Annotated in this window: 29 protein-coding genes; 10 read left to right on the top strand and 19 right to left on the bottom strand. The window is 66.7% G+C overall.

Annotated features, from left to right (window positions below; all coding sequences use genetic code 11):
* The first annotated feature begins 37 nt into the window (after positions 1-37).
* Genes ACZI8W_RS12695 through ACZI8W_RS12705 form a run of 3 tightly spaced genes read left to right on the top strand, consistent with a single transcriptional unit; the run spans position 38 to position 2908 of the window.
* Positions 38-826 carry an alpha/beta fold hydrolase gene (locus ACZI8W_RS12695; protein WP_463368837.1) on the top strand — a complete coding sequence of 263 codons (789 nt, stop codon included), beginning with the start codon at positions 38-40 and terminating at the stop codon, positions 824-826.
* Positions 827-828: 2 nt separating this feature from the next.
* Positions 829-1122: an MGMT family protein gene (locus ACZI8W_RS12700; RefSeq protein WP_463368838.1), complete on the top strand. Its 294-nt coding sequence runs from the start codon at positions 829-831 to the stop codon at positions 1120-1122.
* 43 nt (positions 1123-1165) lie between these two features.
* Entirely contained in the window at positions 1166-2908 is a 1743-nt protein-coding gene (locus ACZI8W_RS12705) for an NTP transferase domain-containing protein (protein ID WP_463368839.1), read from the top strand.
* Here the strand turns inward: ACZI8W_RS12705 and ACZI8W_RS12710 are convergent.
* From ACZI8W_RS12710 to ACZI8W_RS12745, 8 genes are all read right to left on the bottom strand, one after another.
* Positions 2897-3649, bottom strand: a complete 753-nt coding sequence (locus ACZI8W_RS12710) for a sirohydrochlorin chelatase (protein ID WP_463368840.1) — start codon at positions 3647-3649, stop codon at positions 2897-2899. The genes ACZI8W_RS12705 and ACZI8W_RS12710 overlap by 12 nt on opposite strands.
* Positions 3646-4779 carry a uroporphyrinogen-III synthase gene (locus ACZI8W_RS12715; RefSeq protein WP_463368841.1) on the bottom strand — a complete coding sequence of 378 codons (1134 nt, stop codon included), beginning with the start codon at positions 4777-4779 and terminating at the stop codon, positions 3646-3648. Before ACZI8W_RS12715 ends, ACZI8W_RS12710 begins: the two co-directional genes overlap by 4 nt.
* Positions 4776-5213, bottom strand: a complete 438-nt coding sequence (gene nirD, locus ACZI8W_RS12720) for a nitrite reductase small subunit NirD (RefSeq protein ID WP_463368842.1) — start codon at positions 5211-5213, stop codon at positions 4776-4778. Before nirD ends, ACZI8W_RS12715 begins: the two co-directional genes overlap by 4 nt.
* Before the next feature lie 88 nt (positions 5214-5301).
* On the bottom strand, positions 5302-7836 hold the full coding sequence (gene nirB / locus ACZI8W_RS12725) for a nitrite reductase large subunit NirB (RefSeq protein WP_463368843.1): 2535 nt from the start codon (positions 7834-7836) through the stop codon (positions 5302-5304).
* Positions 7837-7886: 50 nt separating this feature from the next.
* Entirely contained in the window at positions 7887-9317 is a 1431-nt protein-coding gene (locus tag ACZI8W_RS12730) for a nitrate/nitrite transporter (RefSeq protein ID WP_463368844.1), read from the bottom strand.
* Between the two features lie 146 nt (positions 9318-9463).
* Positions 9464-10318, bottom strand: a complete 855-nt coding sequence (locus tag ACZI8W_RS12735; RefSeq protein WP_463368845.1) for a TIGR02569 family protein — start codon at positions 10316-10318, stop codon at positions 9464-9466.
* A 159-nt stretch (positions 10319-10477) separates the two neighbouring features.
* Complete coding sequence (moeZ, locus tag ACZI8W_RS12740) at positions 10478-11662, bottom strand: adenylyltransferase/sulfurtransferase MoeZ (protein ID WP_463368881.1); 1185 nt, start codon at positions 11660-11662, stop codon at positions 10478-10480.
* Positions 11663-11838: 176 nt separating this feature from the next.
* Entirely contained in the window at positions 11839-12879 is a 1041-nt protein-coding gene (locus ACZI8W_RS12745) for a DUF3152 domain-containing protein (protein ID WP_463368846.1), read from the bottom strand.
* A 211-nt stretch (positions 12880-13090) separates the two neighbouring features.
* Here ACZI8W_RS12745 and ACZI8W_RS12750 point away from each other — a divergent pair, with 211 nt between their 5' ends.
* Positions 13091-13753 (top strand): HTH-type transcriptional activator FasR, encoded by a 663-nt coding sequence (locus tag ACZI8W_RS12750; protein WP_463368847.1) that lies wholly within the window; start codon positions 13091-13093, stop codon positions 13751-13753.
* A gap of 92 nt (positions 13754-13845) precedes the next feature.
* Here ACZI8W_RS12750 and ACZI8W_RS12755 read toward each other — a convergent pair whose 3' ends face one another.
* Both ACZI8W_RS12755 and ACZI8W_RS12760 read right to left on the bottom strand, forming a co-directional pair.
* Complete coding sequence (locus tag ACZI8W_RS12755; protein ID WP_463368848.1) at positions 13846-14076, bottom strand: DUF3107 domain-containing protein; 231 nt, start codon at positions 14074-14076, stop codon at positions 13846-13848.
* A 45-nt stretch (positions 14077-14121) separates the two neighbouring features.
* Positions 14122-14826 carry a ferritin-like fold-containing protein gene (locus ACZI8W_RS12760; protein ID WP_463368849.1) on the bottom strand — a complete coding sequence of 235 codons (705 nt, stop codon included), beginning with the start codon at positions 14824-14826 and terminating at the stop codon, positions 14122-14124.
* Positions 14827-15029: 203 nt separating this feature from the next.
* On the opposite strand from ACZI8W_RS12760, the gene ACZI8W_RS12765 reads away from it, so the two are divergent.
* Complete coding sequence (locus ACZI8W_RS12765) at positions 15030-16700, top strand: DEAD/DEAH box helicase (protein ID WP_463368850.1); 1671 nt, start codon at positions 15030-15032, stop codon at positions 16698-16700.
* A 4-nt stretch (positions 16701-16704) separates the two neighbouring features.
* Entirely contained in the window at positions 16705-17937 is a 1233-nt protein-coding gene (locus ACZI8W_RS12770; protein WP_463368851.1) for an Rv3212 family protein, read from the top strand.
* A 50-nt stretch (positions 17938-17987) separates the two neighbouring features.
* On the opposite strand, the gene ACZI8W_RS12775 is transcribed toward ACZI8W_RS12770, so the two are convergent.
* Entirely contained in the window at positions 17988-18788 is an 801-nt protein-coding gene (locus tag ACZI8W_RS12775) for a ParA family protein (RefSeq protein ID WP_463368852.1), read from the bottom strand.
* A gap of 102 nt (positions 18789-18890) precedes the next feature.
* The gene (locus ACZI8W_RS12780) at positions 18891-19358 is read right to left on the bottom strand and encodes a hypothetical protein (protein ID WP_463368853.1); all 468 of its coding nucleotides are present in this window, start codon (positions 19356-19358) and stop codon (positions 18891-18893) included.
* A gap of 47 nt (positions 19359-19405) precedes the next feature.
* Here ACZI8W_RS12780 and ACZI8W_RS12785 point away from each other — a divergent pair, with 47 nt between their 5' ends.
* A complete protein-coding gene (locus tag ACZI8W_RS12785) occupies positions 19406-20368 on the top strand; it encodes a diacylglycerol/lipid kinase family protein (RefSeq protein WP_463368854.1) in 963 nt (320 codons plus the stop codon).
* A gap of 42 nt (positions 20369-20410) precedes the next feature.
* Here ACZI8W_RS12785 and ACZI8W_RS12790 read toward each other — a convergent pair whose 3' ends face one another.
* Entirely contained in the window at positions 20411-20575 is a 165-nt protein-coding gene (locus ACZI8W_RS12790) for a hypothetical protein (protein ID WP_463368855.1), read from the bottom strand.
* A gap of 17 nt (positions 20576-20592) precedes the next feature.
* Between ACZI8W_RS12790 and ACZI8W_RS12795 the strand changes: the two genes are divergently transcribed.
* A complete protein-coding gene (locus ACZI8W_RS12795; protein ID WP_132470936.1) occupies positions 20593-20847 on the top strand; it encodes a WhiB family transcriptional regulator in 255 nt (84 codons plus the stop codon).
* Between the two features lie 96 nt (positions 20848-20943).
* Here ACZI8W_RS12795 and ACZI8W_RS12800 read toward each other — a convergent pair whose 3' ends face one another.
* Both ACZI8W_RS12800 and ACZI8W_RS12805 read right to left on the bottom strand, forming a co-directional pair.
* Positions 20944-22416, bottom strand: a complete 1473-nt coding sequence (locus ACZI8W_RS12800; protein ID WP_463368856.1) for a sensor histidine kinase — start codon at positions 22414-22416, stop codon at positions 20944-20946.
* Positions 22417-22433: 17 nt separating this feature from the next.
* Positions 22434-22649: a biotin/lipoyl-binding carrier protein gene (locus tag ACZI8W_RS12805; RefSeq protein WP_054718207.1), complete on the bottom strand. Its 216-nt coding sequence runs from the start codon at positions 22647-22649 to the stop codon at positions 22434-22436.
* Between the two features lie 104 nt (positions 22650-22753).
* Between ACZI8W_RS12805 and ACZI8W_RS12810 the strand changes: the two genes are divergently transcribed.
* Positions 22754-22828: a 50S ribosomal protein bL37 gene (locus tag ACZI8W_RS12810; protein WP_022597109.1), complete on the top strand. Its 75-nt coding sequence runs from the start codon at positions 22754-22756 to the stop codon at positions 22826-22828.
* Between the two features lie 73 nt (positions 22829-22901).
* Here the strand turns inward: ACZI8W_RS12810 and rsrA are convergent, their stop codons facing one another.
* The 3 genes from rsrA to ACZI8W_RS12825 form a co-directional block, all read right to left on the bottom strand.
* Positions 22902-23180 (bottom strand): mycothiol system anti-sigma-R factor, encoded by a 279-nt coding sequence (gene rsrA, locus ACZI8W_RS12815; RefSeq protein WP_463368857.1) that lies wholly within the window; start codon positions 23178-23180, stop codon positions 22902-22904.
* A complete protein-coding gene (locus ACZI8W_RS12820) occupies positions 23177-23905 on the bottom strand; it encodes a sigma-70 family RNA polymerase sigma factor (protein WP_463368858.1) in 729 nt (242 codons plus the stop codon). The genes rsrA and ACZI8W_RS12820 overlap by 4 nt, the downstream gene beginning before the upstream one ends.
* A 105-nt stretch (positions 23906-24010) precedes the next feature.
* The gene (locus ACZI8W_RS12825) at positions 24011-24574 is read right to left on the bottom strand and encodes a TetR/AcrR family transcriptional regulator (protein WP_463368859.1); all 564 of its coding nucleotides are present in this window, start codon (positions 24572-24574) and stop codon (positions 24011-24013) included.
* Between the two features lie 133 nt (positions 24575-24707).
* Here ACZI8W_RS12825 and ACZI8W_RS12830 point away from each other — a divergent pair, with 133 nt between their 5' ends.
* A complete protein-coding gene (locus ACZI8W_RS12830; RefSeq protein ID WP_463368860.1) occupies positions 24708-25736 on the top strand; it encodes an ABC transporter permease in 1029 nt (342 codons plus the stop codon).
* A 67-nt stretch (positions 25737-25803) separates the two neighbouring features.
* Here the strand turns inward: ACZI8W_RS12830 and ACZI8W_RS12835 are convergent.
* Positions 25804-26767 (bottom strand): RNA-guided endonuclease TnpB family protein (locus ACZI8W_RS12835; protein WP_463368861.1); only part of this gene is annotated, 964 nt, incomplete at its 5' end.

Consider the following 26767-nt stretch of genomic DNA (forward strand, 5'->3'; position numbering starts at 1 on the left):
TCGCCCGCGGAGTCACCCGGGTGCCATAGTGAACGAGGTGAGCGCTTCCGCATCGCCCCTCCACACCCACCTGTTCGGACCCGCCGCTGGTCCGCCTGTGCTGGCTTTGCACGGCCTGACCGGCCACGGCAGACGCTGGCAGAACCTGGCAGACCGGCACCTCCCGGACCTCCGCGTGATCGCCCCGGATCTACGGGGTCACGGCCGGTCGCCGTGGGAGCCGCCGTGGAGTTTCGAATCCCACGTTCACGATCTGCTGGGTGTCCTCGACTCGTACGCTCGCACGGCCGTCACGGTGGTGGGCCATTCGTTCGGTGGCGCATTGGCACTGCACCTCGCCGCCGCAGCACCCGACCGGGTCCGCGCGCTCGTCCTGCTCGATCCTGCGATTGCACTGCCGCCGGGCCGGCTCCTCGAGGTCGCGGAGCTGACGGTGCGCTTTCCCGACTACACGGATGAGGCCGAGGCCCGGTCGGAAAAAGTGCACGGCGACTGGGGTGAGGTGGCTCCCGAACTTCTCGACGCGGAGATCTCAGAGCATCTGGTCGCGCTCGACTCCGGCCGAGTGAATTGGCGCTACTGCGTGCCGGCCCTGGTGGCGTCGTGGGGCGAGCTCGCACGCGAGTTCGTGCTGCCGCCCGCCCATATCCCCACGGTCCTCGCACGTGCCGACAGGGTCCGTCCCGCGTACACGTCGGACGAGTTCCTCGCGGCACTGGCGGAGCGGCTCGGTTCGCACCTGACGATGCTCGGACTCGACTGCGACCACATGATCGACCAGGCGATGCCGGCGAGCACGGCAGCACTGGTCAGGAAGGTGGTGTAGGCGTGGTCACCACGGACGCCCAGATCGAGCACGTACGCGCGCTCGTCGCGTCGATTCCCGCGGGGTCCGTGGCGACCTACGGCGACCTCGCCGACGCGGCGGGGCTGTCCAGTCCTCGCACCGTCGGGTGGATCATGCGGACCGACAGTTCCGATCTGCCGTGGCACCGCGTGGTCCCGGCGTCCGGCACACCGGCCCCCCATCTCGCCCGTCGTCAGTTGTCCAGGCTCGCGCTCGAGGGCACACCGATCACCGGCGATCGGGTCGATATGCGCCGTGCGCGTCACACTTTCTGACGGCGCGCGCACATCCTCGGACGGTGTCGGGCAGCATGAGTGCATGTCCATGCTGTCCGACTCTGTGTCCGGGTCCGAGGCTGTCATCGTCGCGGGCGGGCGCGCCACCCGGATGGGTGGCGTCGACAAGCCCGCACTCGTGGTCGGGGGTCGATCGATGCTCGACGCCGCGCTCGCCGCGGTGGAAGGTTTTCCCCGCATCACGCTCGTGGGGCCGCACCGCAATGATCTCGATCCCACCGTCGTCCAGACTCGGGAGTCTCCGGCGGGCGGCGGGCCCGTCGCCGCGTTGGCCTCCGCCGACCCCACCGCGGAGATCGTCGTGATCCTCGCGGCCGATCTCCCGTTCGTCACCGCCGAGTCGATCGCCGTTCTGGTCGGCGCGCTCGACGCCGCGCCCGACGCGGACGCGGCCTTTGCTGTCGACAACGACGGGAACCTGCAGTTCCTGCTTGCAGCATGGCGTGGACGCGCCCTGGCCACGCGTCTGTCGGTGCTCGGACCCGATCCGTCCGGCCGGCCGATGAAGGCGCTCCTGCCTGAGCATTACGTCACCGTGGCCGTGCCCGGCGCCGAGGACTGCGACACACCCGATGACCTGCGTCGAGCCCGGGTAGCCACGGGCACCCCGGTGGACCCGAACGAAGCGCGAAGGCTTCTTCGGGATGCTCAGCGTCCGTTGCCGATTCGCAGTGTTGCGCCCGGCGAGGCCTTCGGAGTCACGCTCGCGTCACCACTCATTGCCGCGGCGCCGCTGCCGCCGGCCGCGACGTCCGCCATGGACGGGTACGCAGTGTCCGGGGACAGCCCGTGGACTCTGCGGACGGAGGTCCGGTACGCGGGGGCGGCAGGTGAATTCGTGCTGGATCCCGGGGAGGCCGCCCGTATCGCTACGGGCGCGCATCTGCCCTCGGGTGCGACGTCGGTGGTGCGCGACGAGTACGTCGTCGTCGAGGACGGGATCGTCACACGAATCACGGACACGCCGGTACGTGACGACTTCCGCGACATCGGCGAGGAGTGGGAACCCGGTCATGTCCTGGCGGAAGCAGGATCGGCTGTGACGCCGGCAGTCGTCTCGACGGCAGCGAGCGGCGAGGTGTCGCACGTCGACGTACGAGGCCCTGTGCGGGTCCACCTGGCGCTCACCGGCGACGAGATCCGTCGCAGCGGGCCGCTGTGCGAGGGACAGACCCGCGATTCACTCGGCCCGATTCTTCCGCGGTTCGTGTCGTGGTGCGGCGCGGAGGTGGCCGGCGACGGGCATCTGCGCGACACGGCCGACGCATTCGACGTTCTGCTGCGCACGACCACCGGTTCCGACGCGATCGTGATCGTCGGCGCGACCGGACGCGGGGCGGCGGATCAGCTGCGCGGTGCACTCGACCGGGCGGGAGCCTCGATGGTCGTCGAACGAGTGCGTTGCAAGCCGGGGGGATCCCAGGTGGCGGCTATCCTTCCGGACGGTCGAGCGGTGCTCGGCCTTCCCGGCAATCCCGTTGCGGCACTGGCGACTCTACTGGTGATGTTGCCCGCGATCGTCGACGGGCGCACCCTCCGCACGTCGGCGACGCCCCTGACGGCGCCACTGGCGAACGCGGCGGAGGTTGCGGGGGACGTCACCCGATTCCTCCCGGCGCGACAGCTGGAAGGCGGCAAGTGGGTATGCGACAACACGATTCGAACGTCCCACCTGGCCGGCCTCATCGGCCGTTCCGCCATCGCCCTGGTGCCGCCGAATGCCGCCGACGACGACGTGGTCGAGCTCGTGCTCCTACCCCGCTGACAACCGCCGAGCGGTGTACACGCTTGCTGAGTTCGAGCAGGACGAGTTCGAGCGGGACGAGCTGGTGATGGCCGTCCGGTAGCGCCGTGCGACCAGCTCGACGATCGAGTCCGTCACCCCGAGTGGCGCAGCGACACCGTCGGCGCCGCACTCGAACAGCCTGCTGTGGAACAGCCCCTCGGCGAGCAGGTACGACGCGATGAACACCCTGCGGTCTCCCTGCGCCCGCAGGGTGTTCACCACGTCGACCACCCGGGGACGTCCGGTCGCGACGTATCCGATCCTGACCGTGGTCCGAGTCAGCGACGCCAGCATCCGCGCGGCGGACCTGACGTCGCACAGTGCCCGCGGGTCGGATGATCCCGCCGCCGCGAGTACCACCGCGTCGCCGGGTCGCCATCCTGCGTCCCGCAAGCGCGACACCAGCACGCGCGCCAGCACCGGATCCGGCCCCAGAGCATCGGTCACCACGACATCGCGGTGACCGCTGTCGGCCACCTCCCGGGGTACGTCGGTGTGCACGTGATAACCCGACGCGAGAAAGGCCGGGACGAGCACGGTCGGGCGGTCACTGTCACGTAGCACTTCCGCGGGTGATGGTCCGAGGACGTCGACGAACGCCACACGAGTCGGCCCCGCGGTGCGCGACACCTCACCCGCGAGTTGGGCGATCATCTCGACTCCCCGGGGATTCCGGGTGCCGTGGGCGACGAGGAGCAGCGCCGGGTCAGCCTCGTTCACAGTTCCTCCAACTCCACGGCCAGCCGGTATCCACGTTTGACGACGGTCTGCACGAGCGTCGGCACACCGAGCGCCGAACGCAGCCGTGCCACCGCAGTCTCGACGGCGTGGGTGTCACCACCACCTCCGGGCAGGGCCGTCAGCAGTTCTTCCCTGGAGACCACGTTTCCGGGCTTCGCCGCCAGAGCGCGGATCAGTGCCATGCCCGCAGGAGCGAGGCAGCGCACATCGTCGTCGACGACGACGCACCGACCCCGCAGCCCGAGCACGTGCGCGCCGATGCTGATACGAACGGCCCGCCGGGGTAGATCCTCCGCGATATGACGTGCAAGCGATCCGAGCCTCGCCCGTGTCGGCATCGTCACGGGCACGTCGAGTTCGGCGAACGGTGTGGCGGTCACCGGACCCACACATGCCGCGGTGACTCCGGTGCGCAACCCCTCCAACATCGGTTCGAGCATCCCCGTTGCCTTGGCCCGCATCAGCATCGAGGCGACCGCCGGTGCGCTGGTGTAGGTGACAGCATCGAGTGCGCGGTCGCTGATCTGTTCGATCATCCGGTCCAGTGACGTCGAATCCTCGGGCGGCGTCCAGCGGTACACCGGAACCGATACGACATCGGCTCCGGCGGCCCGCAGCACGTCGCACAGGTCTTCACCGGGTTCCCATTCGGTCCGTTCCCCGTGGAGTTGCACAGCGATCCGCTTTCCCGCAACACCTTCCGCAAGAAGGTGCTCCAGAACCTCGCTCGAAGACTCGGACTCCGGCGACCATTCTTCCCGCAGTTCCGCAGCCCTGATCGCCCCCGTCACCTTCGGTCCGCGCGCAAGGATGCGGCTCGCGCTCAGCGCCCGCGACAGATCGTCCGCGAGCCCCCATCCATCCGCCGCGCCGACCCACCCGCGGAAGCCGATCGCAGTGGTAGCGATGGTCACGTCCGGCGGAGTAGCGACGATGGCGCGCGTGGCGTGCTCGAGTTCCGCGTCGTCGGAGAGCGGGATGATCCGGATCGCAGGGGCATGGACGACCTCGGCGCCGCGCCGGGTGAGCAGCGTCGCGAACTCGTCCGCGCGCCGCGACGCCGTCACTCCGATGGTGAACCCGCGCAGTGGCGTGTTCTCGGAGCTCACGAAACGACGCCGGTATCCACGGCCTCGACGCCGCCGCGACCGCGGAGCGGGCTGTGGACCTGCACGACCCCCGCCCACACGCGGACGTCGTACACCGGCAGGCTCGCGGTGGGATCATCGAGACAGCGACCGTCGTTCAGCGAGTAGACCTGCTTGAGCAGCGGCGATGCGACGGTCGGTTCACCGGCACGGTCACCGACGAGCCCCCTCGACATCACGGCAGCGCGGCCGATCGGGTCGATGTTGCCGACCGCACGCAAGGTGCCGTCGTCGAGCAGAAACAGGGCCACCTGTTCTCCGCCTCGCAGCAACACGGCCACTCCTCTGCCCGGGATGAGGTGGCTCAGGGGGCAGGCCGATGTCCACTCCAGCCGGCCGTTCAGCACGCTTCTGCGTGTCGTGGTCTCCGCTGTCGGCATCGCGATGACGGTCATGGGTCCTCCTCGAGACTTGTTACCCGAAATTCTGATCCTGCGGTGTTTCGACGGCGTTACCCGGCGGTTCCCACCGGGTAATCACGTCTCATTCCGCTTCCCCGGTCCTCACCCCGGGCATACCCATCAGAACAGGCACCTTGCGTGCGCCGGAGTCGTCGAACTGCACGGTGGGATCGGACTCGTCGGGAGCGTTGACGAACGAGACGAAGCGCGCCAGTTTCTCCGGGTCTTCGAGCACGCCGGCCCACTCGTCCTTGTACCCGGCGACATGCTTGGCCATCGATGCCTCGAGTTCGTCGCCGATGCCGAGGCTGTCCTCGCAGACGACGGACTTCAGGTGATCGAGCCCGCCGTCGAGTGCGTCGAGCCACGGCGCGGTGCGCTGGAGCCGATCGGCGGTCCGCACGTAGAACATGAGGAATCGGTCGATGTACTTGACGAGGGTCTCGTCGTCGAGCCCGCCGGCGAGCAACTGCGCATGCGTGGGCGACTGACCGCCGTTGCCGCACACGTAGAGGTTCCAGCCGCCGTCGGTGGCGATGATGCCGACGTCCTTACCCCGGGCCTCGGCACATTCGCGCGCGCACCCGGACACACCGAACTTGAGCTTGTGCGGAGACCTCAATCCCCGGTAGCGGTTCTCGAGATCGACGGCCATGCCCACCGAGTCCTGCACACCGTAGCGGCACCAGGTCGAACCGACACAGCTCTTGACGGTCCGCAGCGACTTTCCGTAGGCCTGGCCGGATTCCATCCCTGCGTCGACCAATCGCTTCCAGATCTGCGGCAACTGCTCGACACGGGCACCGAACAGGTCGACGCGCTGTCCGCCGGTCATCTTCACGTAGAGCCCGAAGTCACGCGCCACCTCGCCGATGACGATGAGCTGCTCGGCGGTGCATTCACCACCGGGCATCCGCGGCACCACCGAGTACGTCCCGTTCTTCTGGATGTTCGCGAGGAAATGGTCGTTGGTGTCCTGCAGCCCCGCCTGGCTGCGGTGCAGGATGTGGTCGGAGTCCGTCGACGCCAGGATCGAGGCGACCACCGGCTTGCAGATGTCGCAGCCGCGGCCGGTACCGTGCCGCTCGATCAACGCCGAGAACGTGCGGATTCCGGTGGCCTGCACGATTTGGAACAGCTCGGCGCGAGACTGGCCGAAGTGCTCGCACAGCGCCTTGGACATCTCGACCCCCGACGACGCAAGCAGTTGCTTGACGGTGGGGAGACAGCCCCCGCAGGTGGTGCCGGCGGTGGTGCATGCCTTGATCTGCGCGATATCACATGCGCCCTCGGCGATCGCCCCGCAGATCGCCCCCTTGGTGACGCCGTTGCACGAGCACACTTCGGCGTCGTCGGGCAATGCTCCGGCTCCGGGCTTCTCGCCCGCGGGTGAGATCAGCGAGGCCGGGTCACCGGGCAGTTCACGACCCACCAGGGGCCGGAGCGAACCGTACGCCGAGGCATCTCCGACCAGGATGCCGCCGAGCAGGACTCTGGCGTCATCCGAGACGACGAGCTTCGCATACGTGCCTTTGGCAGAGTCCGACAGCACCACCTCGAGTGCGCCGGGGGTTCGTGCGTGTGCGTCACCGAAGCTCGCAACGTCGACCCCGAGGAGCTTGAGTTTGGTCGACATGTCGGCACCGGGGAACTCGGCGTCACCGCCGAGCAGCCGATCGGCGACGACTTCGGCGGTGCTGTAGCCGGGCGCGACGAGTCCGTAGCAGACTCCGTCGACTGCGGCGACCTCACCGATCGCGTAGACGGCCTCGTCGTTGGTGCTACGGCACGAGAGGTCCGTGAGCACGCCGCCTCGGCCGGCGAGGTCGAGTCCGGCCTCCCGTGCGAGTTCGTCTCGGGGGCGCACACCCGCCGAGAACACGACCAGCCCTGCGTCGATGACGCTGCCGTCGGACAGTGACACCTGCAGACCTGAGGAGCCCGGTTCGATCTTCTCGGTGGCGACCCCGGTGTGCGTGACCAGACCGATGCCCGTGACGAGCCGGTCCAGAACCTTGCCGCCGCCCTCATCGACCTGGGCGGGCATGAGCCGGTCGTTGTACTCGACGATGTGTGCGGTCAGACCCATGCCACGCAGGGCGTTCGCGGCCTCGAGGCCGAGCAGGCCACCTCCGACCACGATGCCGTCCGCGCTGCGCCCGGTCGTCTGGGCCTCGGCGACGGTCCGTGCTGCGGCGTCGCGAATGCCGTCGAGGTCGTCGAGCGTGCGGTAGACGAAACATCCGGGCAGGTCGTGGCCGGGGACCGGCGGCACGAACGCGAACGAACCGGTCGCGAGGACGAGCGCATCGTAGGGCAGAACGTCACCATCGCCGGTGGTTACCGTGCGCGCCGACCGGTCGATCGACGCGGCACGGGCCCCGATCCGAAGATCGACGAGGTCGTCACCGCGGTAGTCGTTGCCGGCGAGGGCGAGTTCCTTGCGGTCCCACGAGCCGACATACGAGGACAGGCCGACACGGTCGTAGGCCGGGTCCGTCTCCTCGCACAGCACCGTGACCGACCAAGCGTCCTGATCGTCGCGGGCGCGCAGTGCCTCGACGAAACGGTGTCCGACCATGCCGTGACCGGCGACGAGTACGTTCTTGCGGCTCATGGTTCTTCGCTTTCTCTTCGTGCAGGTGGTGCAGGTGCTGGTGGTGCAGGTCAGGGGGCCGGGGCCGGCTCGATTTCCGCGTTCTGCCGCGGGACCCGCAGGAATACCGCCCAGGTCACGACGATGCAGGCCAGGTAGAAGGCACCGAAGACCCAGAAGGCCATCGTCGCGGACTGTGCTTCACCGGAATAGGAGGCGCGGAGCACCAGGTTGATACCGACCCCACCCAGACCGCCGATGGCACCGGCGAAGCCGATGAGTGCACCGGACATGCTGCGCGACCAGGCTGCCTTTCCGGCCCGATCGAGATGCTCGAAACCCTGTGCCTTCGCTTCGAAGATCGACGGGATCATCTTGTAGACCGAGCCGTTGCCGAGACCGGACAGCAGGAACAGCGCGACGAATCCTAGGACGAACGCGGCCATGATCCCACCGGATGCGGCACCTTCGGTGGCGTCGTCGAGAGTGCCCGCGACGATGAGGACACCGGCAGCCAACGCCATGGCGACGAACGTCCAGACGGTGATCCGTCCCCCACCGATGCGGTCGGCGAGTTTGCCGCCGAGGGGACGCGCCACCGAGCCGAGCAGGGGGCCGATGAAGGCGATCTGCGCGGCGTGGAGGGCGGCCTGCGCGGGGGTGTCACCACCGGCGAGGAAATTGATCTGCATCACTTGACCGAAGGCGAAACTGAACCCGATGAACGAACCGAAAGTACCGATGTAGAGGAAGGAGATGACCCAGGATTCGCTGAACTTCAAGCTCTCGCCCATCGCCCGGAGATCGGCGCGCTGGTCACCGAGGTTGTCCATGAACAGGGCTGCGCCGAGGGCCGCTCCCGAGCAGAGGACCAGGTAGATCGCGCAGACGATCCACGGTTCGGTGTTCCCGACGGTCGCGATGACCAGCAGGCCGATCAGCTGGATCACGGGCACACCGATGTTGCCGCCGCCCGCGTTCAAGCCCAGGGCCCACCCCTTGAGTCGCTGGGGATAGAACGCGTTGATGTTCGTCATCGACGATGCGAAGTTGCCGCCGCCGACACCCGCGAGGGCCGCGACCAGCATGAACGTGGTGTAGGAATGACCCGGGTTCAGCATCAGGTACAGCGTTGCCACGGTTGGGACGAGCAGGACCAGCGCGCTGAAGATCGTCCAATTGCGCCCGCCGAACTTCGCGGTCGCGACTGTGTACGGGATGCGCAGGATCGAACCGACGAGGGTGGGTACCGCGACGAGGAAGAATTTGCCGGCAGCGTCGATGCCGTAGATCTCGGTGGGCATGAACAGCACCATCACCGACCAGATCGACCACACCGAGAAGCCCACGTGTTCGGCGATCACCGACCAGATCAGGTTGCGCTTGGCAACGTCCTTGCCGCCCGCCTCCCACGCGTCGACATCCTCGGCGTCCCATTTGTCGATGTAGTGCTTGCGCGCGAATTTGCTTCGCAGCGGCTCTTTTTCGAGTACAACACTCACGCCGGCCACCCCTCTCAGGTTTCTGATGAACCCAAGGTATGGAACGGGTGTTGCCGCGGTGCTGCCTGCGATGACTGGAACGTCAAGAGTTCCTCACCGAACTCCGGCGTCCGGTGTGAGGCCGTCCCGGGGACGGCAGAGCAGAATCAGAGGAGCAGACGCACGAGGTCTGTGGTGTGCGCGAGACCCGGAAACGCTTCCTCCGTGGACCGCGGGTGCAATGCATGCACCGCCAGCCGGAACATCGCCGCACGCAGGAGCATCTGCGGCCATTCCGGCAAGTCCTCCCACCTGCCGATCAATGCATCGTCGGCGCCGCCCCACGACAGAGCGTCGACGACGGCCACCGCTGCAGCCCACGACGCCGGTCGCCAGTACGGAGTGATGTCGGTCAGCCCCGGAGCGGCTCGGCCGGCGAACAGCACCGTGCCGAACAGGTCGCCATGGACGAGCTGGTCGGGAAGATGCACCGGCTTGCGGAACGTGGCGAGCTGCGCGATCAGGTCGAGGCTCTTACGTCCGTCGGGGGTGACCGTTTCGGGCGCACCGGCAGCGCGAGCCGAACGCAACGGCACCGTTTCCCACGCGGCCCGGTCCGCAGCGACGAAGACGTCCACGTCCGCCCACGGCGCGACAGGAGGCTGCATCAGGAATCGGGGACGCTCGAGCTGCGAGGTAGCGGCGTGCAGCCGCAGCGACAGGGACACCACTTCGTCGTGACGAGGTTCGGAGGTGCCGACAATGTAGGTGTCCGCACGCCAGCCGGACACCACATATCGTCCGTCGGTCGCCCGGACCGGCCGGGCCAGCCGGACCCCATCCACCGTGAGGGTCTCCCGGACTTTCGCCGACCATGCCGCACGCGCATGGTCGGCCACCCTGGACAGGACCACATCTCCACATCGGTGGCCACCGTCCCAGTCCGCCCCCAGCGGGACCGGCTGGACGTCGCGGAGACCGAACGTGGAGCACACATGTTGCGGGGGTTCGAGCGAACTCACGCGGCCAACGGTACCGCCGGTGTGCGAAACAACAGGGACGGCACCCCGGCACTCAGGTCACAAGTTGGCACCGATCCACCCCGAGATCTTGCATCCACCTCGCAGACGCGCGACCCGCTCCCTCTGCCGCGCTCCACCAATATCAGTGTTCCACCAGTATCAGTACAACGGCAGGGATGTGTCCACCTGCTGCGCCCAGGCCACAACACCGCCTTGCAGATGGGTCGCGTCGGCGAACCCGGCTCGTTTGACTGCGGCCAGGGCCTCGGCCGACCGGACCCCCGTCTTGCAGTACAGCACGAGCGGTGTGTTCTGCGGCAACTCCGCCAGCGCATCGCCGGACAGAATCCGGCCCTTCGGAACGAGTCGTGCACCGTCGATGTGGACGATGTCCCACTCCACCGGCTCACGAACGTCGATCAGGGCGAGATCGCGACCGGAATCGATCATCGTCCGCAGCTCGGTCGCCGTGATCGTCGCATCCGCGCCCGCGGCGACCGCACTCTCCGGCACGATCCCGCAGAACTCGTCGTAGTCGACGAGCTCGGTCACCGGCATTCGCCCCGGGTCGCGTCGCAGCGTGACCGTGCGGAAAGTCATGGCGAGTGCGTCGTAGATCATCAGGCGGCCCAGCAACGGGTCGCCGATCCCGGTGATCAGCTTGAGCGCTTCGGTGGCCATGATCGTGCCAACCGTGCCCGGAAGGACACCGAGCACGCCGCCTTCTGCACACGAGGGCACCATCCCGGGCGGCGGAGCCTCGGGATAGAGATCGCGGTAGTTGAGCCCCCGACCGTTCGGAGCGTCCTCCCAGAACACGGAGATCTGGCCCTCGAACCGGAAGATCGACCCCCACACGTACGGCTTCCGGGCGAGGATTGCGGCGTCGTTGACGAGATAGCGGGTCGCGAAGTTGTCGGTACCATCCAAGATCAGGTCGTACTGGTCGAACAGCGCCACGGCGTTGCTCGAATCGAGTCGCTCCTGATGCAGACGCACCGTGATGTTGTCGTTGACGGCACGGATGCTGTCCCGCGCGCTCTCCGCCTTCGAACGCGCAATGTCCGCCTGCCCGTGAATGATCTGCCGTTGCAGGTTCGAGGATTCGACGTGGTCGTCCTCGACGATGCCGATCGTGCCGATACCGGCAGCGGCAAGATACAGCAGGGCGGGCGATCCGAGACCGCCTGCCCCGATGAACAGCACCCTGGCGTTCTTGAGCCGCTTCTGGCCCGTGACCCCGACATTCGGGATGATCAGATGCCGGCTGTACCGCGCGATCTCCTCGCGGGTCAGCTCACCTGCGGGTTCCACCAGCGGCGGCAGCGCAAGACCCGGTTCCAGCGGCACGGCAAGAGTCGGTTCCAGCGGCACGGCAAGAGTCGGTTCCAGCGGCACGGCAAGAGTCGGTTCCACCGACGACAGTTCGGTCACGATCCACTCCTCTGCGGGTACGCCGCCGATTGTCCCACCGTCGACGACCGCCTTCCGAAGAGGTCACGCTCGGCGGGGCGAGGCGATCATCCTCCGCGAGGAAACGGCCACGGGTTGTAGCTGCAGACCTTGCCGTCTGCGGGGACGATCCCGTCGGGATCGAGTCGGGCGATATCGTCGTTCGCAGTGCCGTAACTCTGTTGCATCATGATCGGCGCGAGGCCGTCGTCGGTGGTGCATCCTTCGTGCTCGGCATAGCCCACGGCGTGCCCGACCTCGTGGTTGACCAGGTACTGGCGGTAGGAACCGATGTCGCCGTTGAACGCCACCGCCCCCCGAACCCACCGTGGCTCGTTCACGAAGACGCGTTCGACGCCGGGATTGAAGCACGATCCTTCGAGTTCGATCTCGAACCCGCAGAACTGCCGGATCGTCATCTGCGAGGTGAGCGAGACCCTGAAGTCGGGGGCTTCGTCGTCGACTCGCCGGAACGCGAAGGCTCGATCTGCGGTCCAACTCCTGGGGTCGGCGAGAGTCCGGTCGACCATCGTGGCGAATGCGGTGTCCCCACCGTATGCGGTGGTGTCGACACCGTCCTCGATCTCGACCGTGTAGGTGAACACCCGTTGCTCGCCGAAGCCGACCTGCTCGGTACTTCCGGGAAGCACCCGCCAGGTACCGACACCCCGCTCGGTGAAGAATCCCCCGTCCGGCAGCACCCCGGACGCAAGATCGGCGGGGAAGCTTCCGTCGGCGATGGGTGCCTCCGCAACGGCGTCGCCAGCGACAGCTGTCGTGCCGTCATCGTCAGCCAGCGCACCCGTCGCGTCGCCCCGCACTGCGTCCCACGACACGAACACGGTCACTGCAGCCAGCACAGGCACTGCGTAGGCACGCCACCCGTATCGTGCGACGAAACGCCCGAGCCTGCTCTGCTTGCGCGCATCCCGAGTCGGTCGCGGTCGGCGCGGCGAACGACGGTCGCCTCCGACCGGATCCCACTGCGCCCGGAGCGGCTGCCTGGATCCTGCACTACGAAGGCGGGAGTCCTGTGATTGCGGCGAGTCCTGTGATCGCACGGCCGGGCTGTGCGGCGTGCGACTCGTACGTCCTCCTCGGTCGATCACGGATGCCAGAATGTCACACCGCGGTCGATCGGACGGGGCGTCCGTGACGGGTCCGCACTTCTCGTGCAGGAAGCCACCGCACCACCCGACATGCCGGATACTCGACGGTAGGGCCATCCACTTGCACCGGCACCGACCTGTAACCTGCAGAGATGATGTGCGTCGACGTGGCAATGCTCACGATCGTCGCTTGTGCAGATTGGGAGCAATCATGACCGACGTCGCCGCCCGAGCCTCGGGACGAGGCAACACCACCGGCACGAAGCGGGGTTCTCGCATGCCGAGAGGCGAGCGACGCGCTCAGCTGCTCGACGCGGCCAGCGAGGTATTCGTCACGCGGGGCTACCATGCCGCCGGCATGGACGAGATCGCCGACTGCGCCGGGGTCAGCAAGCCGGTCCTCTACCAGCATTTTCCCGGCAAGCTCGAGCTGTACTGTGCCGTCCTCCAGAACTATGTCGATATTCTGATCAACGGAGTCCGGCAAGCGCTGCGGTCGACCACCGACAACAAGCAGCGCGTCCGCGCCGCAGTCCAGGCGTTCTTCGATTTCGTCGACAACGACAGCCAAGGTTTCCGACTGGTGTTCGAGTCCGATCTCATGGGCGAGCCGCAGGTGGCACACCGCGTCGAGCAGGCCACCGAAGCGTGTGTCGACGCGGTGTTCGATCTCGTTTCCCACGATTCGGGTCTCGATCCGTACCGTGCCCGCATCCTTGCGGTCGGACTCGTCGGTACGAGCCAGTTCACGGCGCGCTACTGGCTCGACGCGGCTCGACCCATTCCCAAAGAAGACGCCGTCGACACTACTGTCGCCCTGGCGTGGGGTGGTCTCAAGCACGTCCCACTGCAGCCCGAGTTGCAGAAGCGCTGAACTACCGCACCCGGCGGCACCACTGCAGACACCCACGACGAAGGGGCCGGTACACAGTCGAGTGCGTACCGGCCCCTTCGTCGTGGGTGGCGTCAGTTCGCGGCGAAGCCCACCTTGCCGGCGGTACCGGGACCGATATCGACGTATGTGATCTTGGTGGCCTGCACGAGGACCTTGCGGCCCTTCTCGTCGACAAGCGCGAGGATGCCCTTGTTTCCGCCGTTCAGAGCGTCGGTCACGAGCGTTTCCACCTCGTCGGGTGTCTGTTCGCTGACGATGACGATTTCGCGCGGGCTGTCCGCGACACCGATCTTGACCTCCACGAAAGACCTCCGGATTCTCAGGCTGAACTGCTTGTCCTCGCCAGGTTAGTGCAATCCCAGCACTGCCATCCGCTTGGCATGCTCGATCTGCATGCGATCGATGAGCGCAGCGATGTTCGTCAGGTCTCCCGACGCGAGAATGACGAGCTCGGCGAGATCTTCGCGTTGCGCAAGTACGTATTGAGCCTGTGTGATCGCCTCGCCGAGCAGTCGCCTTCCCCACAACATGAGCCGGGCCTTCTGCGTCGTGCTGCGTTCGACGACCGACCTGACCTCCTGCACCACGAACTCCGAGTTCTCGGTCTCGGCAAGCACCCCGTGAACCACAGCGGCGACCTGTGGATCGAGCATGTCGGCGATCTCACAGTAGAAATCGGCCGCGATTCCGTCGCCGACATACGCCTTGACCAACGACTCGAGCCACGTCGACGGTGTGGTCGATTCGTGGTAGTCGTCGAGCACCTGATTGTAGGGCGCCATCGCCGTGTGGACATCGGTGCCTCGCTCCTCGAGCGCCGCGCGCAAAATCTCGAAATGGCGCATCTCGGAGGCTGCCATCTGCGCGAACGCAACTTTTCCCTTCAGCGAGGGCGAGAATTTCGCCTCGTCCGCGAGACGATAGAACGCGGCGATCTCGCCTGCTGCGAGCACCGAGAACAGTTCCGAGACCCCTGGATGATCGGCCGGCACGAGTGTCGCGGAGGTCGACAGGCGGGGTTCTGCAGCGGATGGCGACGTTTCGGCTCCCATGACGACAAAGCGTAGTACTACCTCGTCGAATGCGCCCGTCGCGGTACAATGAGATCAGAAGACCGCGCATCGAGCCGCTCACCGTGGCCCGCGGTCTTCGACGATAATGTGCGCGCACCCGTTTGAGGATCGCTGCCGCGCTCGCGGGTCCCCTCTCCAGACCCGCGTGAATTCGCAGGCCGGTCGCCTTGCCCACCTCGTGCGTGCGTGCCGAGACCAGGAAGGCCAGACCCCTGAGCAAGATCACCATCGACCACGAAGACGACGCAAGCGAAAACACCGTCTCCGCGCAACTCGACGACACCCACGTTGCCCCCACCTTCGCCGAACTCGGCGTCCGCGACGAAATCGTCCGCGCGCTGTCGGAGGTGGGCATCGACCGCACCTTCGCCATCCAGGAACTGACGCTGCCGCTGGCACTCGCCGGCGACGACCTCATCGGCCAGGCCCGCACCGGAATGGGCAAGACCTTCGGTTTCGGCGTGCCGTTGCTCCATCGAATCACCACCGCCGCCTCCGGCACTGCCCCGCTCGACGGCACCCCGCGCGCACTGGTCATCGTCCCGACCCGCGAGTTGTGCATCCAGGTCACGCAAGACCTCGAGAACGCGTCGAAGTACCTCCCCGGCAGCGGCAAGAAGGGCCTCGAAGTTCTCGCCATCTACGGTGGTCGCCCCTACGAGCAGCAGATCGACCAGTTGAAGAAGGGGGTCGACGTCATCGTCGGCACCCCGGGCCGTCTCCTCGACCTCGCCAACCAGTCGCACCTGATCCTCGGGAAGATCAGCGTGCTCGTGATGGACGAGGCCGACGAAATGCTCGACCTCGGGTTCCTTCCCGATATCGAGCGGATCCTCGGGATGGTCCCCGACAAGCGCCAGACGATGTTGTTCTCGGCCACGATGCCCGGTCCGATCATCACCCTCGCCCGCACCTTCCTCAGCCGGCCGACCCACATCCGGGCCGAGGAGCCCCAGTCCTCGGCGGTCCACGAACGCACCAATCAGCTCGTCTACCGGGCGCACGCGCTCGACAAAGCCGAATTGGTCGCTCGTGTCCTGCAGGCCGAAGGTCGCGGCGCGACCATGATCTTCACCCGCACCAAGCGCACCGCGCAGAAGGTCGCCGACGAACTCACCGAACGCGGCTTCGCCGTGGGTGCCGTCCACGGCGATCTCGGGCAGATCGCGCGCGAGAAGTCGCTCGGTCGTTTCCGCGACGGCAAGATCGACGTCCTCGTCGCCACCGACGTCGCCGCACGTGGCATCGACATCGACGATGTCACCCACGTCATCAACTACCAGTGCCCCGAAGACGAGAAGACGTACGTGCACCGGATCGGCCGCACGGGACGTGCGGGACGTACCGGCATCGCCGTCACGCTGGTCGACTGGGACGATGTCCCGCGGTGGCAGCTCATCGACAAGGCTCTCGGTCTCGATATACCCGACCCGGTCGAGACGTACTCGAGCTCACCGCACCTGTTCGAGGAACTCAGCATCCCCGAGGGATCCACGGGCCGTGTTCGCAGGCCTACGACGAGCCGCACCGAGTCCGAGGGCGGTTCGCGTGAGCGCCCAGCGCGCAGCGAAGGCTCGACGCGGCCCAAGCGCACCCGGACTCGACGTCGCACCGTGCGGGGCAAGGCCGTCGACGCGAACTCGACCACAGACGCGAGCTCGACCACAACCGGTCAGGCGGATACTGCTGCAGCCGAGGCTCCGGCAGCGACTGCCGGATCCGACACCGACGACACCACGGCGAGCAACCGCCGTCGTCGCCGCCGTCGCCGCAAGCCCGCCGAGAGCGACGCCACGTCGAACACCACCGCTGCGGACGTGAAGGGCGCAGTGCCGAGCAACTCGGCCCGCTAGCCACGTGCTCGCGCCCGAACGTCGCACGCGGGCCGATCTGATCGCCGCAGCGGTACTCGTCGTCGCCGTCCTGGTGGCGGTGTGCGTCGTGTGGCTGCGATCGGATGCACGCGGCACCACGTCGATCACCTGGGACGGGGAGGCCACCTCCCTTCCTGTCGCGGAGACCGTGCCCAACTCCCTCGAGGAGTCATGGCGCGCTCCAAGTTCGTCGACGGCACACGCCATCGTGATCGCCGACACCGCTGCCACAGCCGACGGCGACACCGTTGTCGGCCGTGACGTGCAGACCGGTGCCGAGCGGTGGAGCTACCGACGGGATCGGCCGTTGTGCGCGGCGGTCGGCGCCTGGGAATCGGTCGTGTCGGTCTACAACGATCCACGTGGATGCGGTCAAGTGACGGCACTCGACGCAGGCACCGGCGCACGCGGTGCGCAACGTTCGAGCGATACCGACAGCGAGGTGCGTGTCGTCGATACCGGAACGCATCTGATCGCTCTCGGTGACACCCGACTGGAGATGTGGCGGTCGGATCTCGTGCGCACGGTCGAATACGGCCGGGTCGATGCGCTGGTCAACCCCGGTGCCCAGCCACGAAGCGGCTGTGCACTCCGGTCGGCGGACGCCGACAGCACCCACCTCGCGGTGCTCGAACAATGCCCCAAGGAACCCGCGGGACGGCTGACCTTGCTCGATACCACTCCGGAGGACAGCCAGAAGCCCGAAGAGTTCGCGTCCTCGATCGTGCCCGCCGCGCTCCCGGACGGCGACGCGCAGATCGTCGCAGTGGTCGACGATCGCACCGCCGTCTATCTTCCGCCCGGTCCCGACGGCGGTGCACGCCTCGAAGTGTTCGATGCCTCGGGTTCCGCGGTCGACCGACACGAGTTGTCACAGGTCACGCGCTCCGGCGTGGACACCGGTCCGGCGAAAGAGTTCGAGAATCTGCTCCTGTGGTGGACGGGCACCGACACGGTCGCACTCGAAAGCAAGGATTTCACGCCGCTCTGGACGGTCGAGGGCACGCTGGGGCACGGCTCCGAAATGGCCGGCTCGGTTCTCCTTCCGATCGACGACGCGATCGCCGTGGTCGATCCGGCTACGGGCGGGATCGCCCGGACGATCGACGTCGACCGCGCCACGAACGTCCCTGTCTCGTTGTCCGTCGCGGGCGACACGGTCCTCGAACAACGGGGCGACGATGTGGTTGCGCTGACGGAAAGCGGGCCGCGTTGAACAGGCCCCCAACAGACCTGTGCTGAGTTCCTTCCTGCCGTCCCGGCCGGCTATGCCTCGGCCTGTACCGCGAGCGTGGCCGGCTCGGCTCCGTCCGTCCAGCAGGCGAGGAGGTTCTCTGCGAGTTCCCGGTAGGCCTGCGCGCCCTTGTTCTTGCGTCCTGACAGGACCGTCGCGCCGGACGCCGTGGCCTCGGCGAATCGCACGGTCCGCGGGATCGGTGGCGCGAGGACAGACAGGTCGTACCGATCGGACACATCGGCGAGCACGTCACGGCTGTGTGTGGTCCGAGCGTCGTACAAGGTCGGTAGGGCGCCGAGCATCTCCAGATCCGGATTGGTGATCTGCTTGACCTCATCGACCGTGCGCAGCAGCTGTCCGACACCTCGGTGGGCGAGGGTCTCGCATTGCAGCGGTACCAGGACCGATCCGGCGGCGGTCAGACCGTTCAGGGTGAGGACACCGAGAGATGGCGGGCAATCCACGATGACGATGTCGTACTCGTCCTCGACGGCTGCGAGAGCACGTTTGAGCGCGTACTCGCGCCCGGGACGCATCAGCAGCAGCGCTTCCGCCCCGGCAAGATCGATCGTCGCCGGCAGCAAGGTCAACCCCTCCCCAGTCTCGAGGAGCACGTCCGCCACCTCGGCGTCGCCCATGAGCACGTCGTGCACCGACCGATCGAGCCGATCGGGGTTGTGTCCCAGGGAGAACGTCAGGCAGCCTTGCGGGTCGAGATCGACCACGAGGACGCGCTGCCCGAGACCCACCAGGGCAGCGCCCAGCGACGCGACGGTGGTCGTCTTCGCGACGCCACCTTTCTGATTTGCCACCGCGAGTACTGTTGCCACGCGTCGATCCTCGCTCATCGCGGCACCACGCGCGAGACTTGACGCGCCCTCGGGGCGGATCCGCAGGACGAGTGGACGACCTTCCGGCTCAGCGGAGCAGCACTACGTGCGCTCGGAACCTGAGTCGCCGCCGGTGTCGGTATCGGCATCCGGCTGCACGTCGGGTGCATAATCCTGCGCGAGCCATCCCGTCGTCGCCGGTGCGAACAACAGCACCAGCGCCGGGACCACGATCACGGCCATCAACGTCCCGAGCACGGGCTGATGAGAGTCGGTGAGCAGCGACCACACGACCGGAAGCAAGAGGATCTGCGCCACAACCGCTACCGATCTGCCCCAGCGCGCGCCCCGCAGCAACGCGATGCCCGCGGCCAAGACCCCACCGAACAGCAGCGCCAGCCACAGAGCGAAGCCGTATCCGTTGGTCACCGACTGGTCGTGTTCGCCCGATGCTGCGCGAAAGACCGAGTACACCGCAAACCCCATGGCCACGGCACCCTCGAGGACGACGAGCAAGCCGGCGATACGGACCGTCAGTGGGAGGGCACGGCGGGAAGATTCGGTGGTCACCCAGCCAGCGTAGTGGACCCGGGAAAGACCACTTAGGCTGATATTCCGTGCGTGCACTGCTGATCGTGAACCCCAACGCGACGACGACCACACCGGCCGGTCGTGACCGGCTCGCTCACGCTCTGGCGGGCCGGGTCGCACTGACCGTGGCGCACACCACTCATCGTGGGCACGCCGCGGAACTTGCCCGATCTGCGCACGCCGACGGTATGGACGTGGTCATCGCGCACGGCGGTGACGGTACGGTCAACGAGATCGTCAACGGGATGCTCGGCGAACCGTCCCCCCGTACCGCGGATCCGTCGATCCCGTTGCTCGCCGTGGTTCCGGGCGGTTCGGCAAATGTATTCGCGCGCTCATTGGGTATCGCCGCTGATCCGATGGAGGCCACCGAGCAACTGCTGACGCTGCTCTCCGAGCGCTCCCGACGCCGGATCGGGCTCGGATTCTGTGCCGGCCGCTGGTTCGTCTTCAACGCGGGCCTCGGACTCGATGCCCAGGTATGCGAGGCCGTCGACCTGTCCCGGGCTGCAGGGAAGAAGGTGACGACCGCGCGATACGTTCGGCACGCCGTCGCACAGTTCTTCGAATCGAAGAGGGTGGCTCCCGCGCTGACCCTGGACGTTCCCGACCGCGATCCCCTCGGGGGTGTGCACTACGCATTCGTGTCGAACTCGAGCCCGTGGACCTTCCTCGACGAGCGGCCGGTACACACCAACCCCGGCACGTCCTTCGACACCGGACTGGGACTGTTCGCCATGACGACCACACGGGTGGCGCCGAGCCTTCGAGTGGTGCGACAATTACTGGCGCGTCACGGCGAACCCGAATCCCCACATCTGATTCGTATCGACGACACCCCACGTGTACGGGCAGTATCGACGCGACCGATCGGCCTACAGGTCGACGGCGACTACCTGGGAATGCGAACGGACGTCGAATTCGTATCCGTTCCGGACTTACTGGACGTAGCGGCCCCGACGCCGGAATCCGAGCGGAGAATCTTGTGATCAGGCTTACATCGACGCTGGCCAGGGTGTAGAAATGTACCTCTAGGACAACGCGGCATCAACGTCGGCGTGAGCTTCCCCACGGTCGTGGTCGATTCTATTGACTTCGCGCTCGTTCGTGAAAGCATTCACAAGTAACTCCGCGGAAATACTTCGCGACTCCAGCATGAACTCGACAAGACCATCATCCGGTGCGCGCAGCACCATCGAAGGAGAGTAGAAGCATGGACTGGCGCCACAAGGCCATCTGCCGCGACGAGGATCCGGAACTGTTCTTCCCTGTGGGAAACAGCGGCCCGGCGCTCGCGCAGATCGCTGATGCCAAGCTCGTGTGCAACCGCTGCCCGGTCACCACCGAGTGTCTCTCATGGGCCCTCGAGTCCGGCCAGGATGCAGGTGTATGGGGCGGCATGAGCGAAGACGAGCGCCGCGCACTCAAGCGTCGCAACGCCCGGACCCGGGCGCGCACCGCTGTGTGAGGTACCCCGTGTGAGACATCGAAGTTCGACGCACAGCCCGGCACCACTTCGGGTGCCGGGCTTTCGTGTGCCCTGAGGCGTTTCGTCGGTCAGGCGCTAGCTGGGCCGCTTCCCCAGCGGCAGACTCAGCCGCGCTTCCGTTCCTCCGGAACTGCTCGTTTCCAATTCGATGGAGCCCCCCAGTTCGGCCGCGACGAGAGTCCGGACGATCTGCAGGCCGAGACGGTCGGAATCCTCGAGGCGGAAACCATCGGGTAGGCCCTTGCCTTCGTCGTGCACCACCACATCGAGCACACGAGCCGACCGGTGCGCCGTCACCGTCACCGTGCCCTGCGCGCCCGGATCGAACGCATGCTCCACCGCGTTCTGCACGAGTTCGGTCAGCACCATCACGAGCGGTGTCGCCCGGTCCGCCGGAAACACCCCCAGGTTCCCCTCACGATGCACACGCACCTGGCTGCCGACCGCCGACACATCGACGACGATCGGGATCAAACGGTCGAAGACGTCGTCGAGGTCGACCTCCTCATCAACCGACATCGACAGCGCTTCGTGCACCAGCGCAATCGACGTCACACGCCGGACTGCCTCGCCGAGGGCCTGCTGCGCCTCGCCGTTACCCGTACGACGCGCCTGCAGTCGCAGCAGCGCCGCAACCGTCTGCAGGTTGTTCTTGACCCGGTGATGGATCTCGCGGATGGTCGCGTCCTTGCTCATCAGCGCGCGGTCGCGCCGCTTGACCTCGGTGACGTCGCGGATCACGACCGCAGCACCGTCGATCCGGCCCCCCGGTGTCAGGACCAGGGCACGGATCAGCACCGTCGCACCGCGTGCCTCGACCTCCATGCGCTGCCCGTTGCGGCCCTCCACCGCACCCCTGAGGTAGTCGGACACATCGCGACTCTCGAAGGGGTCGCTGACCAGTGCCCGGGTCGTCTCGATCAGGTCCTGACCGCGCAGATCCGAATTGAAGCCCATGCGGTGGTAGGCCGACAAAGCGTTCGGACTCGCATAGACCACACGTCCTTCCCGATCCAGCCGGATGAAACCATCACCGGCACGTGGACTCGACTTCGTGTCGGAACGTGCCTCTGCGGTCGGGAAACTCCCCTCGCTGATCATCCGGTAGAGGGCGTCGGCGCATTCCAGATAGGCGGACTCCAGTGCGCTCGCCGACCGTCGGGATACGCGTGCGGCGTCGCGACTGAGGACCGCGACGATGTCATCGCCCCATCGCACCGGCACCGCTTGGCGCATGTTGATCGCATCGCCGGAACCCGGCTGCGCGGTGACGATCCGTCCGGTTTCGAACGCTTCACGCACATAGGGATGTTCGTCGTCCGAGACCGCGATACCGACGGCGTCCTCGGGCAACACCGTCGAGGTCGTGGTGGGCCGGCACTGCGCCACGCACACGATGCCTCCAGGGCCTGCGCTCACCCACAGCAACACATCGGCGAACGACAGGTCCGCGAGCAACTGCCATTCCCCCACCACCCGCTGGATGTGGTCGACGGCGGCACCCGGCAGATCGGTATGGGCTGCGAGCAACGCGCTGAGCGTGGACACCGACTGTGCTTCCGCGCTCAGGAGATGACCGCGATGAGGTCACCCTGCTGGATGACATCGCCGACTGCGACATCGACCGAGGTCACAGTGCCCGCGTTCTCAGCGATCACCGGAATCTCCATCTTCATCGACTCCAGGATGACCAGGGTGTCGCCCTCAGCCACCACATCGCCCTCACTGACGACCACCTCGAAGACGGTGGAGACCATTTCGGCGCGTACGTCCTCTGCCATCGAACACCTCGATTCGCTGCTCCGGAGCCCGGACGGTGGACCTGCCGACAGAACCACTCGACCGCACGTGGAACACTGTAATCACCAAGAAAGGAGATCCCACCATGGGTAAGCGAGGCCGCAAGAAGCGCAGCCGCAAGGGGAACGCCGCAAACCACGGCAAGCGTCCCAACGCCTGACGCATACGCACTCGTCGCGGGGGCCGGGAAAGTACTGCTTTCCGGGCTCCCGCGCCGTCTGCCCGGTCCTGCCCTACTTGCTGTCGCGGACGTTCACCACGACCGTCCTGCGGATCTCGATCATCAAACGTTCCCGGAGACCTTCCGGTGCGTGTTCACCACCGCACTTGCGGCTGAGCAGCGCCTTGACCTTCTCCTCGATACCGTACGTCTCGAGGCACGAACCACAATCGTCGAGATGCCGTTGCAGTCGGGTTCTCGATGCCTCGTCGCACTCCGAATCGAGGAGCAGGTACACATCCGCGATAACCGCTGAGCAATCGAGTTGCTCGAAGTCCGCCTGCTCGCTCACTGCGAGACTCCCTTCTGACCCTCGGCGCCGGCAATCTCCTCGGAGCCGACAGTCGCCGACTCCTCCTTCGCTCGACCGCGGTGGAATCCACGCTCATGCGCTACATCTGCGAGGAGACCTCGCAGCTGCTTGCGTCCCCGGTGCAACCTGGACATCACCGTGCCGATCGGCGTCCCCATGATCTCGGCGATCTCCTTGTAGGGAAAGCCTTCGACATCCGCGTAGTACACGGCCATCCGGAAATCTTCCGGGAGTTCTTGCAGGGCCGCCTTGATGTCGTCGTCGGGCAACGCATCGAGCGCCTCCACCTCGGCAGACCGCAGACCTGTCGACGAGTGCTCGGCGGTGGCTGCGAGTTGCCAGTCGGTGATCTCGTCGGTCGGGTACTGGGCGGGCTGACGCTGCCGCTTCCGGTACGTGTTGATGTACGTGTTCGTCAGGATCCGGTACATCCATGCCTTGAGGTTGGTGCCCTCCCGGAACGATCGGAACGCGGAGAACGCCTTGATGAAAGTCTCCTGCACCAGGTCCTCGGCGTCGGCGGGGTTGCGGGTCATTCGCAGTGCCGCGCCGTAGAGTTGATCGAGCAGCGGCATCGCGTCGCGCTCGAACCGCTCGGCAAGTTGTTCCGCAGACTCCTCGACCACACCGATCCCTTCGTTTCGCCCCTCGGTGAAGGCTACCGGGCAGCCGGGGTCCGGACGCACGGGACTCAGAACAGGCATGGACTCTCCGATCCGTCGACCACACGTTGGACCGCGGGGTGGATGCGGTCTCCGATGTTTCTCAACACCGATCGGACACGCGTTGTTCCCGGCCTGCCGCCTCGGCTAGCGGGACGCAAGCCCGGCGATGTACGTGTCGACGAGCCAGTCACGGTGGTCGGGCAGCATGCGTTCGACGTGCGCCGGCAGTGGACGTGTGATCGCCGCGAGGCCCGCGAAGAACCGGATGACCTCGACGTCTGCGGCGAGCAGTCCCTCGTCCTTCGCCCGCGCGATCATGCCCCCGAGCACCTCCTCGACCACGTGGCGCCTCGTCTCGACCGCATCGGCCAGAGCCTCGGACTCCTGCGTGAGCGGCGACGCCTGATACGCGAGCTCACCGATTCCGAGTCCGGCAAGCGCGTGAACGACCGACTTCCACGTACCTGCCGGATCGAGGTCCCAGTCCGCGTCGTGAAACCGCACGACCTCGGTGACGCGCCGCTGGACTTCGTCGACCAACCCGAGCAGGAGATCGTCTCGGGTCGGGAAATGCCGGTACAGGGTCGCGATACCGACGCCGGCTTCGTGCGCCACCGACCTGAGCGATACCGCCGGACCGTGCTGCGCGAACAGACGCCAGGCCGCGTCGACCAGGTCGCGCCGTTTCCTCTGCGCATCCACCCTCATGCGCTCGTCCTCCTTCGTTGGTCCTGCGCACATCTTGCCCCACCGAAAACGGAGCGGTACCGTTCAATTTACACCCGGATCATTTCGCTCCACTTCCATTCTGGAGCCATCCCGATACCAAAAGGAATCTGTCATGTTCCCCCACCCCGCCTCCGGCTCCGCAGGGCCGGCTTCGAAACCTTGGCTCAAGATCGGCGGGGTCGTCGTCGGCCTCTCCATTGCGGTGTCACTCATGGTGTTCGCGTTTCTAGCTCCGTCGATCAACTCCGGACCCACAGACCTACCGCTGGCAGTCAGCGGTCCGCCCGCCGCCGTCGAACAGATCGTGACGCAGCTCGGCACCGCACAACCCGGCGCCTTCGAGATCACCACATTCGATGACGCAGCCGAGGTCTCCGAATCCGTCCACGATCGCGAGTCGCTCGGCGGTATCGTTCTCGGAACCGGCGGCACCGCGACCGTCACCACGGCCGGAGGCGCGGGGGCACCTTTCACCGCACTCGTGCAGGGCATCGGCGGAACACTCCAGGCATCGGGAATGACCGTGGCCTACGACGATGTGGCACCACTGACCGCCGACGACCCCAACGGATCGGGCCTGGCCGCCCTCGGCCTCCCCCTTGCTTTCGGCGGCATGATCTCCGCGGTACTGCTGTCCACCCTGCTCAAAGGTCGCCCCGTTCACCGGATCGTCGGTTCCCTCGTTGCCTCGCTCGCGGTCGGCTTCGTCGTCGTCGCCGTCCTGCAGTTCGGGTTCGGCACCGTCGACGGCAACTACCTGACGACTGCGCTGGCGCTCGCGCTCGGCACCGCATCGATATCCCTGTTCGTACTCGGCATGGAATCGACCTTCGGCTTCGCGGGCCTCGGCATCGGCGGTCTGCTCATGATGTTCATCGCCAACCCGCTCGCCGGCATGGCCACCGGGTGGCAATGGCTCCCGCAACCCTGGGGATTCCTCGGCCAGTTGATGCCCATCGGAGCGTCCGGCACCCTGATCCGATCCACCGCATTCTTCGACGGACACGGCGTGGCCATGCCCATCATCGTGCTCACATGCTGGGCACTGGTCGGTATCGCACTGTTCGTCATCGGTGCGGCAAAGGAACGTCGAGCGCCTTCCGACAACACCGCGGACGCCGAGCTGTCCCCGGCACAGTGACCGGTTACGACCGCGACACCGTTGCCTTCTGGTGAGCAAACATGAACACACTCGGTTTGCTCGATCATCAGGCAGCCTCACCTTCCGGTGAAACAGTCCCGGTCTCACCCAGCGACTGCCGGTGCCGGGTTGACGCTTCCTCGCCTGCTGCCGTCCCCGCTGCCGCGGATCGGGTCTTGCGCGTGGCTCCACGTCCGTCTCCACCCGACACGGTGGCGGCCGGGCTACTCCCGGTACCGGTCCCGCCGAGGCGGGCAAGGTTGATCGCGGCATTACGATCACGATCGATCATCACACCGCAGTGTCCACACACAAACATCCGGTCCGCGAGCGTCAGGTTTGGTTTTCGCCTGCCACACCCCGAACACGTTTTACTCGAAGGAAACCAGCGGTCGGCCTCCACCAACACCGACCCGTACCAGCGAGTCTTGTACGCGAGCATCCGCCGGACCTCGGCGAGCGCCGCATCCGCCAACGCCAGGTTCAGGCCCTTCTTCCGCGCACCGCCCGCCGAACGCATCCCACTCGCGTTCACCGTCTCCACCGTGATCACCCGATGCCGCTGCGCCAACGCGGTGGTGTGCTTATGCAGCACATCGCGGCGCACCGCCGCCGCATGCGCGTGAGTGCGCCCGATCCGCCGCTGAGTTTTCTCCCACCGCTTCGACGGCCGCCGCGTCGTCTTCGTCGACGGGTTGTACGGGCCCTGCTGCCGCGCGGCCCTGCTCTGCAAGACCCGCAACCGCTCCTGGGCGGCGGTCAGGGACTTCGGTGCCGGAACCCGGCCGACTTCACGTCCGTCCGGCGTGGCAACCACCAACAGCGAGTCGGCCTTGACTCCGACGTCGACACCGACCACCGGCTCACCCGCCCCGACGTGCCCCGGCACCTCGACCGTGCGCTGGACCAGCACCTGGAACGCCACATGCCACCGGCCGGCCGAGTCCTCGGACACGGTGGCCGACAGGACACGGGCGGTGCCCGCCTCGATGCGGCGGGCCAACTTCCGGGTGGACTCACAGGTCTTGATC

This window comes from Rhodococcus ruitaii, from assembly GCF_055230935.1.

What these genes read in the sequence shown, in the direction of transcription:
- ACZI8W_RS12705 (WP_463368839.1), top strand. Translation starts at nt 1,166, where the DNA reads ATGTCCATGCTGTCCGACTCTGTGTCCGGGTCCGAGGCTGTCATCGTC.
- nirD (WP_463368842.1), bottom strand. Translation starts at nt 5,213, where the DNA reads ATGACCGTCATCGCGATGCCGACAGCGGAGACCACGACACGCAGAAGC.
- nirB (WP_463368843.1), bottom strand. Translation starts at nt 7,836, where the DNA reads ATGAGCCGCAAGAACGTACTCGTCGCCGGTCACGGCATGGTCGGACAC.
- ACZI8W_RS12750 (WP_463368847.1), top strand. Translation starts at nt 13,091, where the DNA reads ATGACCGACGTCGCCGCCCGAGCCTCGGGACGAGGCAACACCACCGGC.
- ACZI8W_RS12760 (WP_463368849.1), bottom strand. Translation starts at nt 14,826, where the DNA reads ATGGGAGCCGAAACGTCGCCATCCGCTGCAGAACCCCGCCTGTCGACC.
- ACZI8W_RS12790 (WP_463368855.1), bottom strand. Translation starts at nt 20,575, where the DNA reads ATGGTGCTGCGCGCACCGGATGATGGTCTTGTCGAGTTCATGCTGGAG.
- ACZI8W_RS12795 (WP_132470936.1), top strand. Translation starts at nt 20,593, where the DNA reads ATGGACTGGCGCCACAAGGCCATCTGCCGCGACGAGGATCCGGAACTG.
- ACZI8W_RS12805 (WP_054718207.1), bottom strand. Translation starts at nt 22,649, where the DNA reads ATGGCAGAGGACGTACGCGCCGAAATGGTCTCCACCGTCTTCGAGGTG.
- ACZI8W_RS12820 (WP_463368858.1), bottom strand. Translation starts at nt 23,905, where the DNA reads ATGCCTGTTCTGAGTCCCGTGCGTCCGGACCCCGGCTGCCCGGTAGCC.
- ACZI8W_RS12825 (WP_463368859.1), bottom strand. Translation starts at nt 24,574, where the DNA reads ATGAGGGTGGATGCGCAGAGGAAACGGCGCGACCTGGTCGACGCGGCC.
- ACZI8W_RS12830 (WP_463368860.1), top strand. Translation starts at nt 24,708, where the DNA reads ATGTTCCCCCACCCCGCCTCCGGCTCCGCAGGGCCGGCTTCGAAACCT.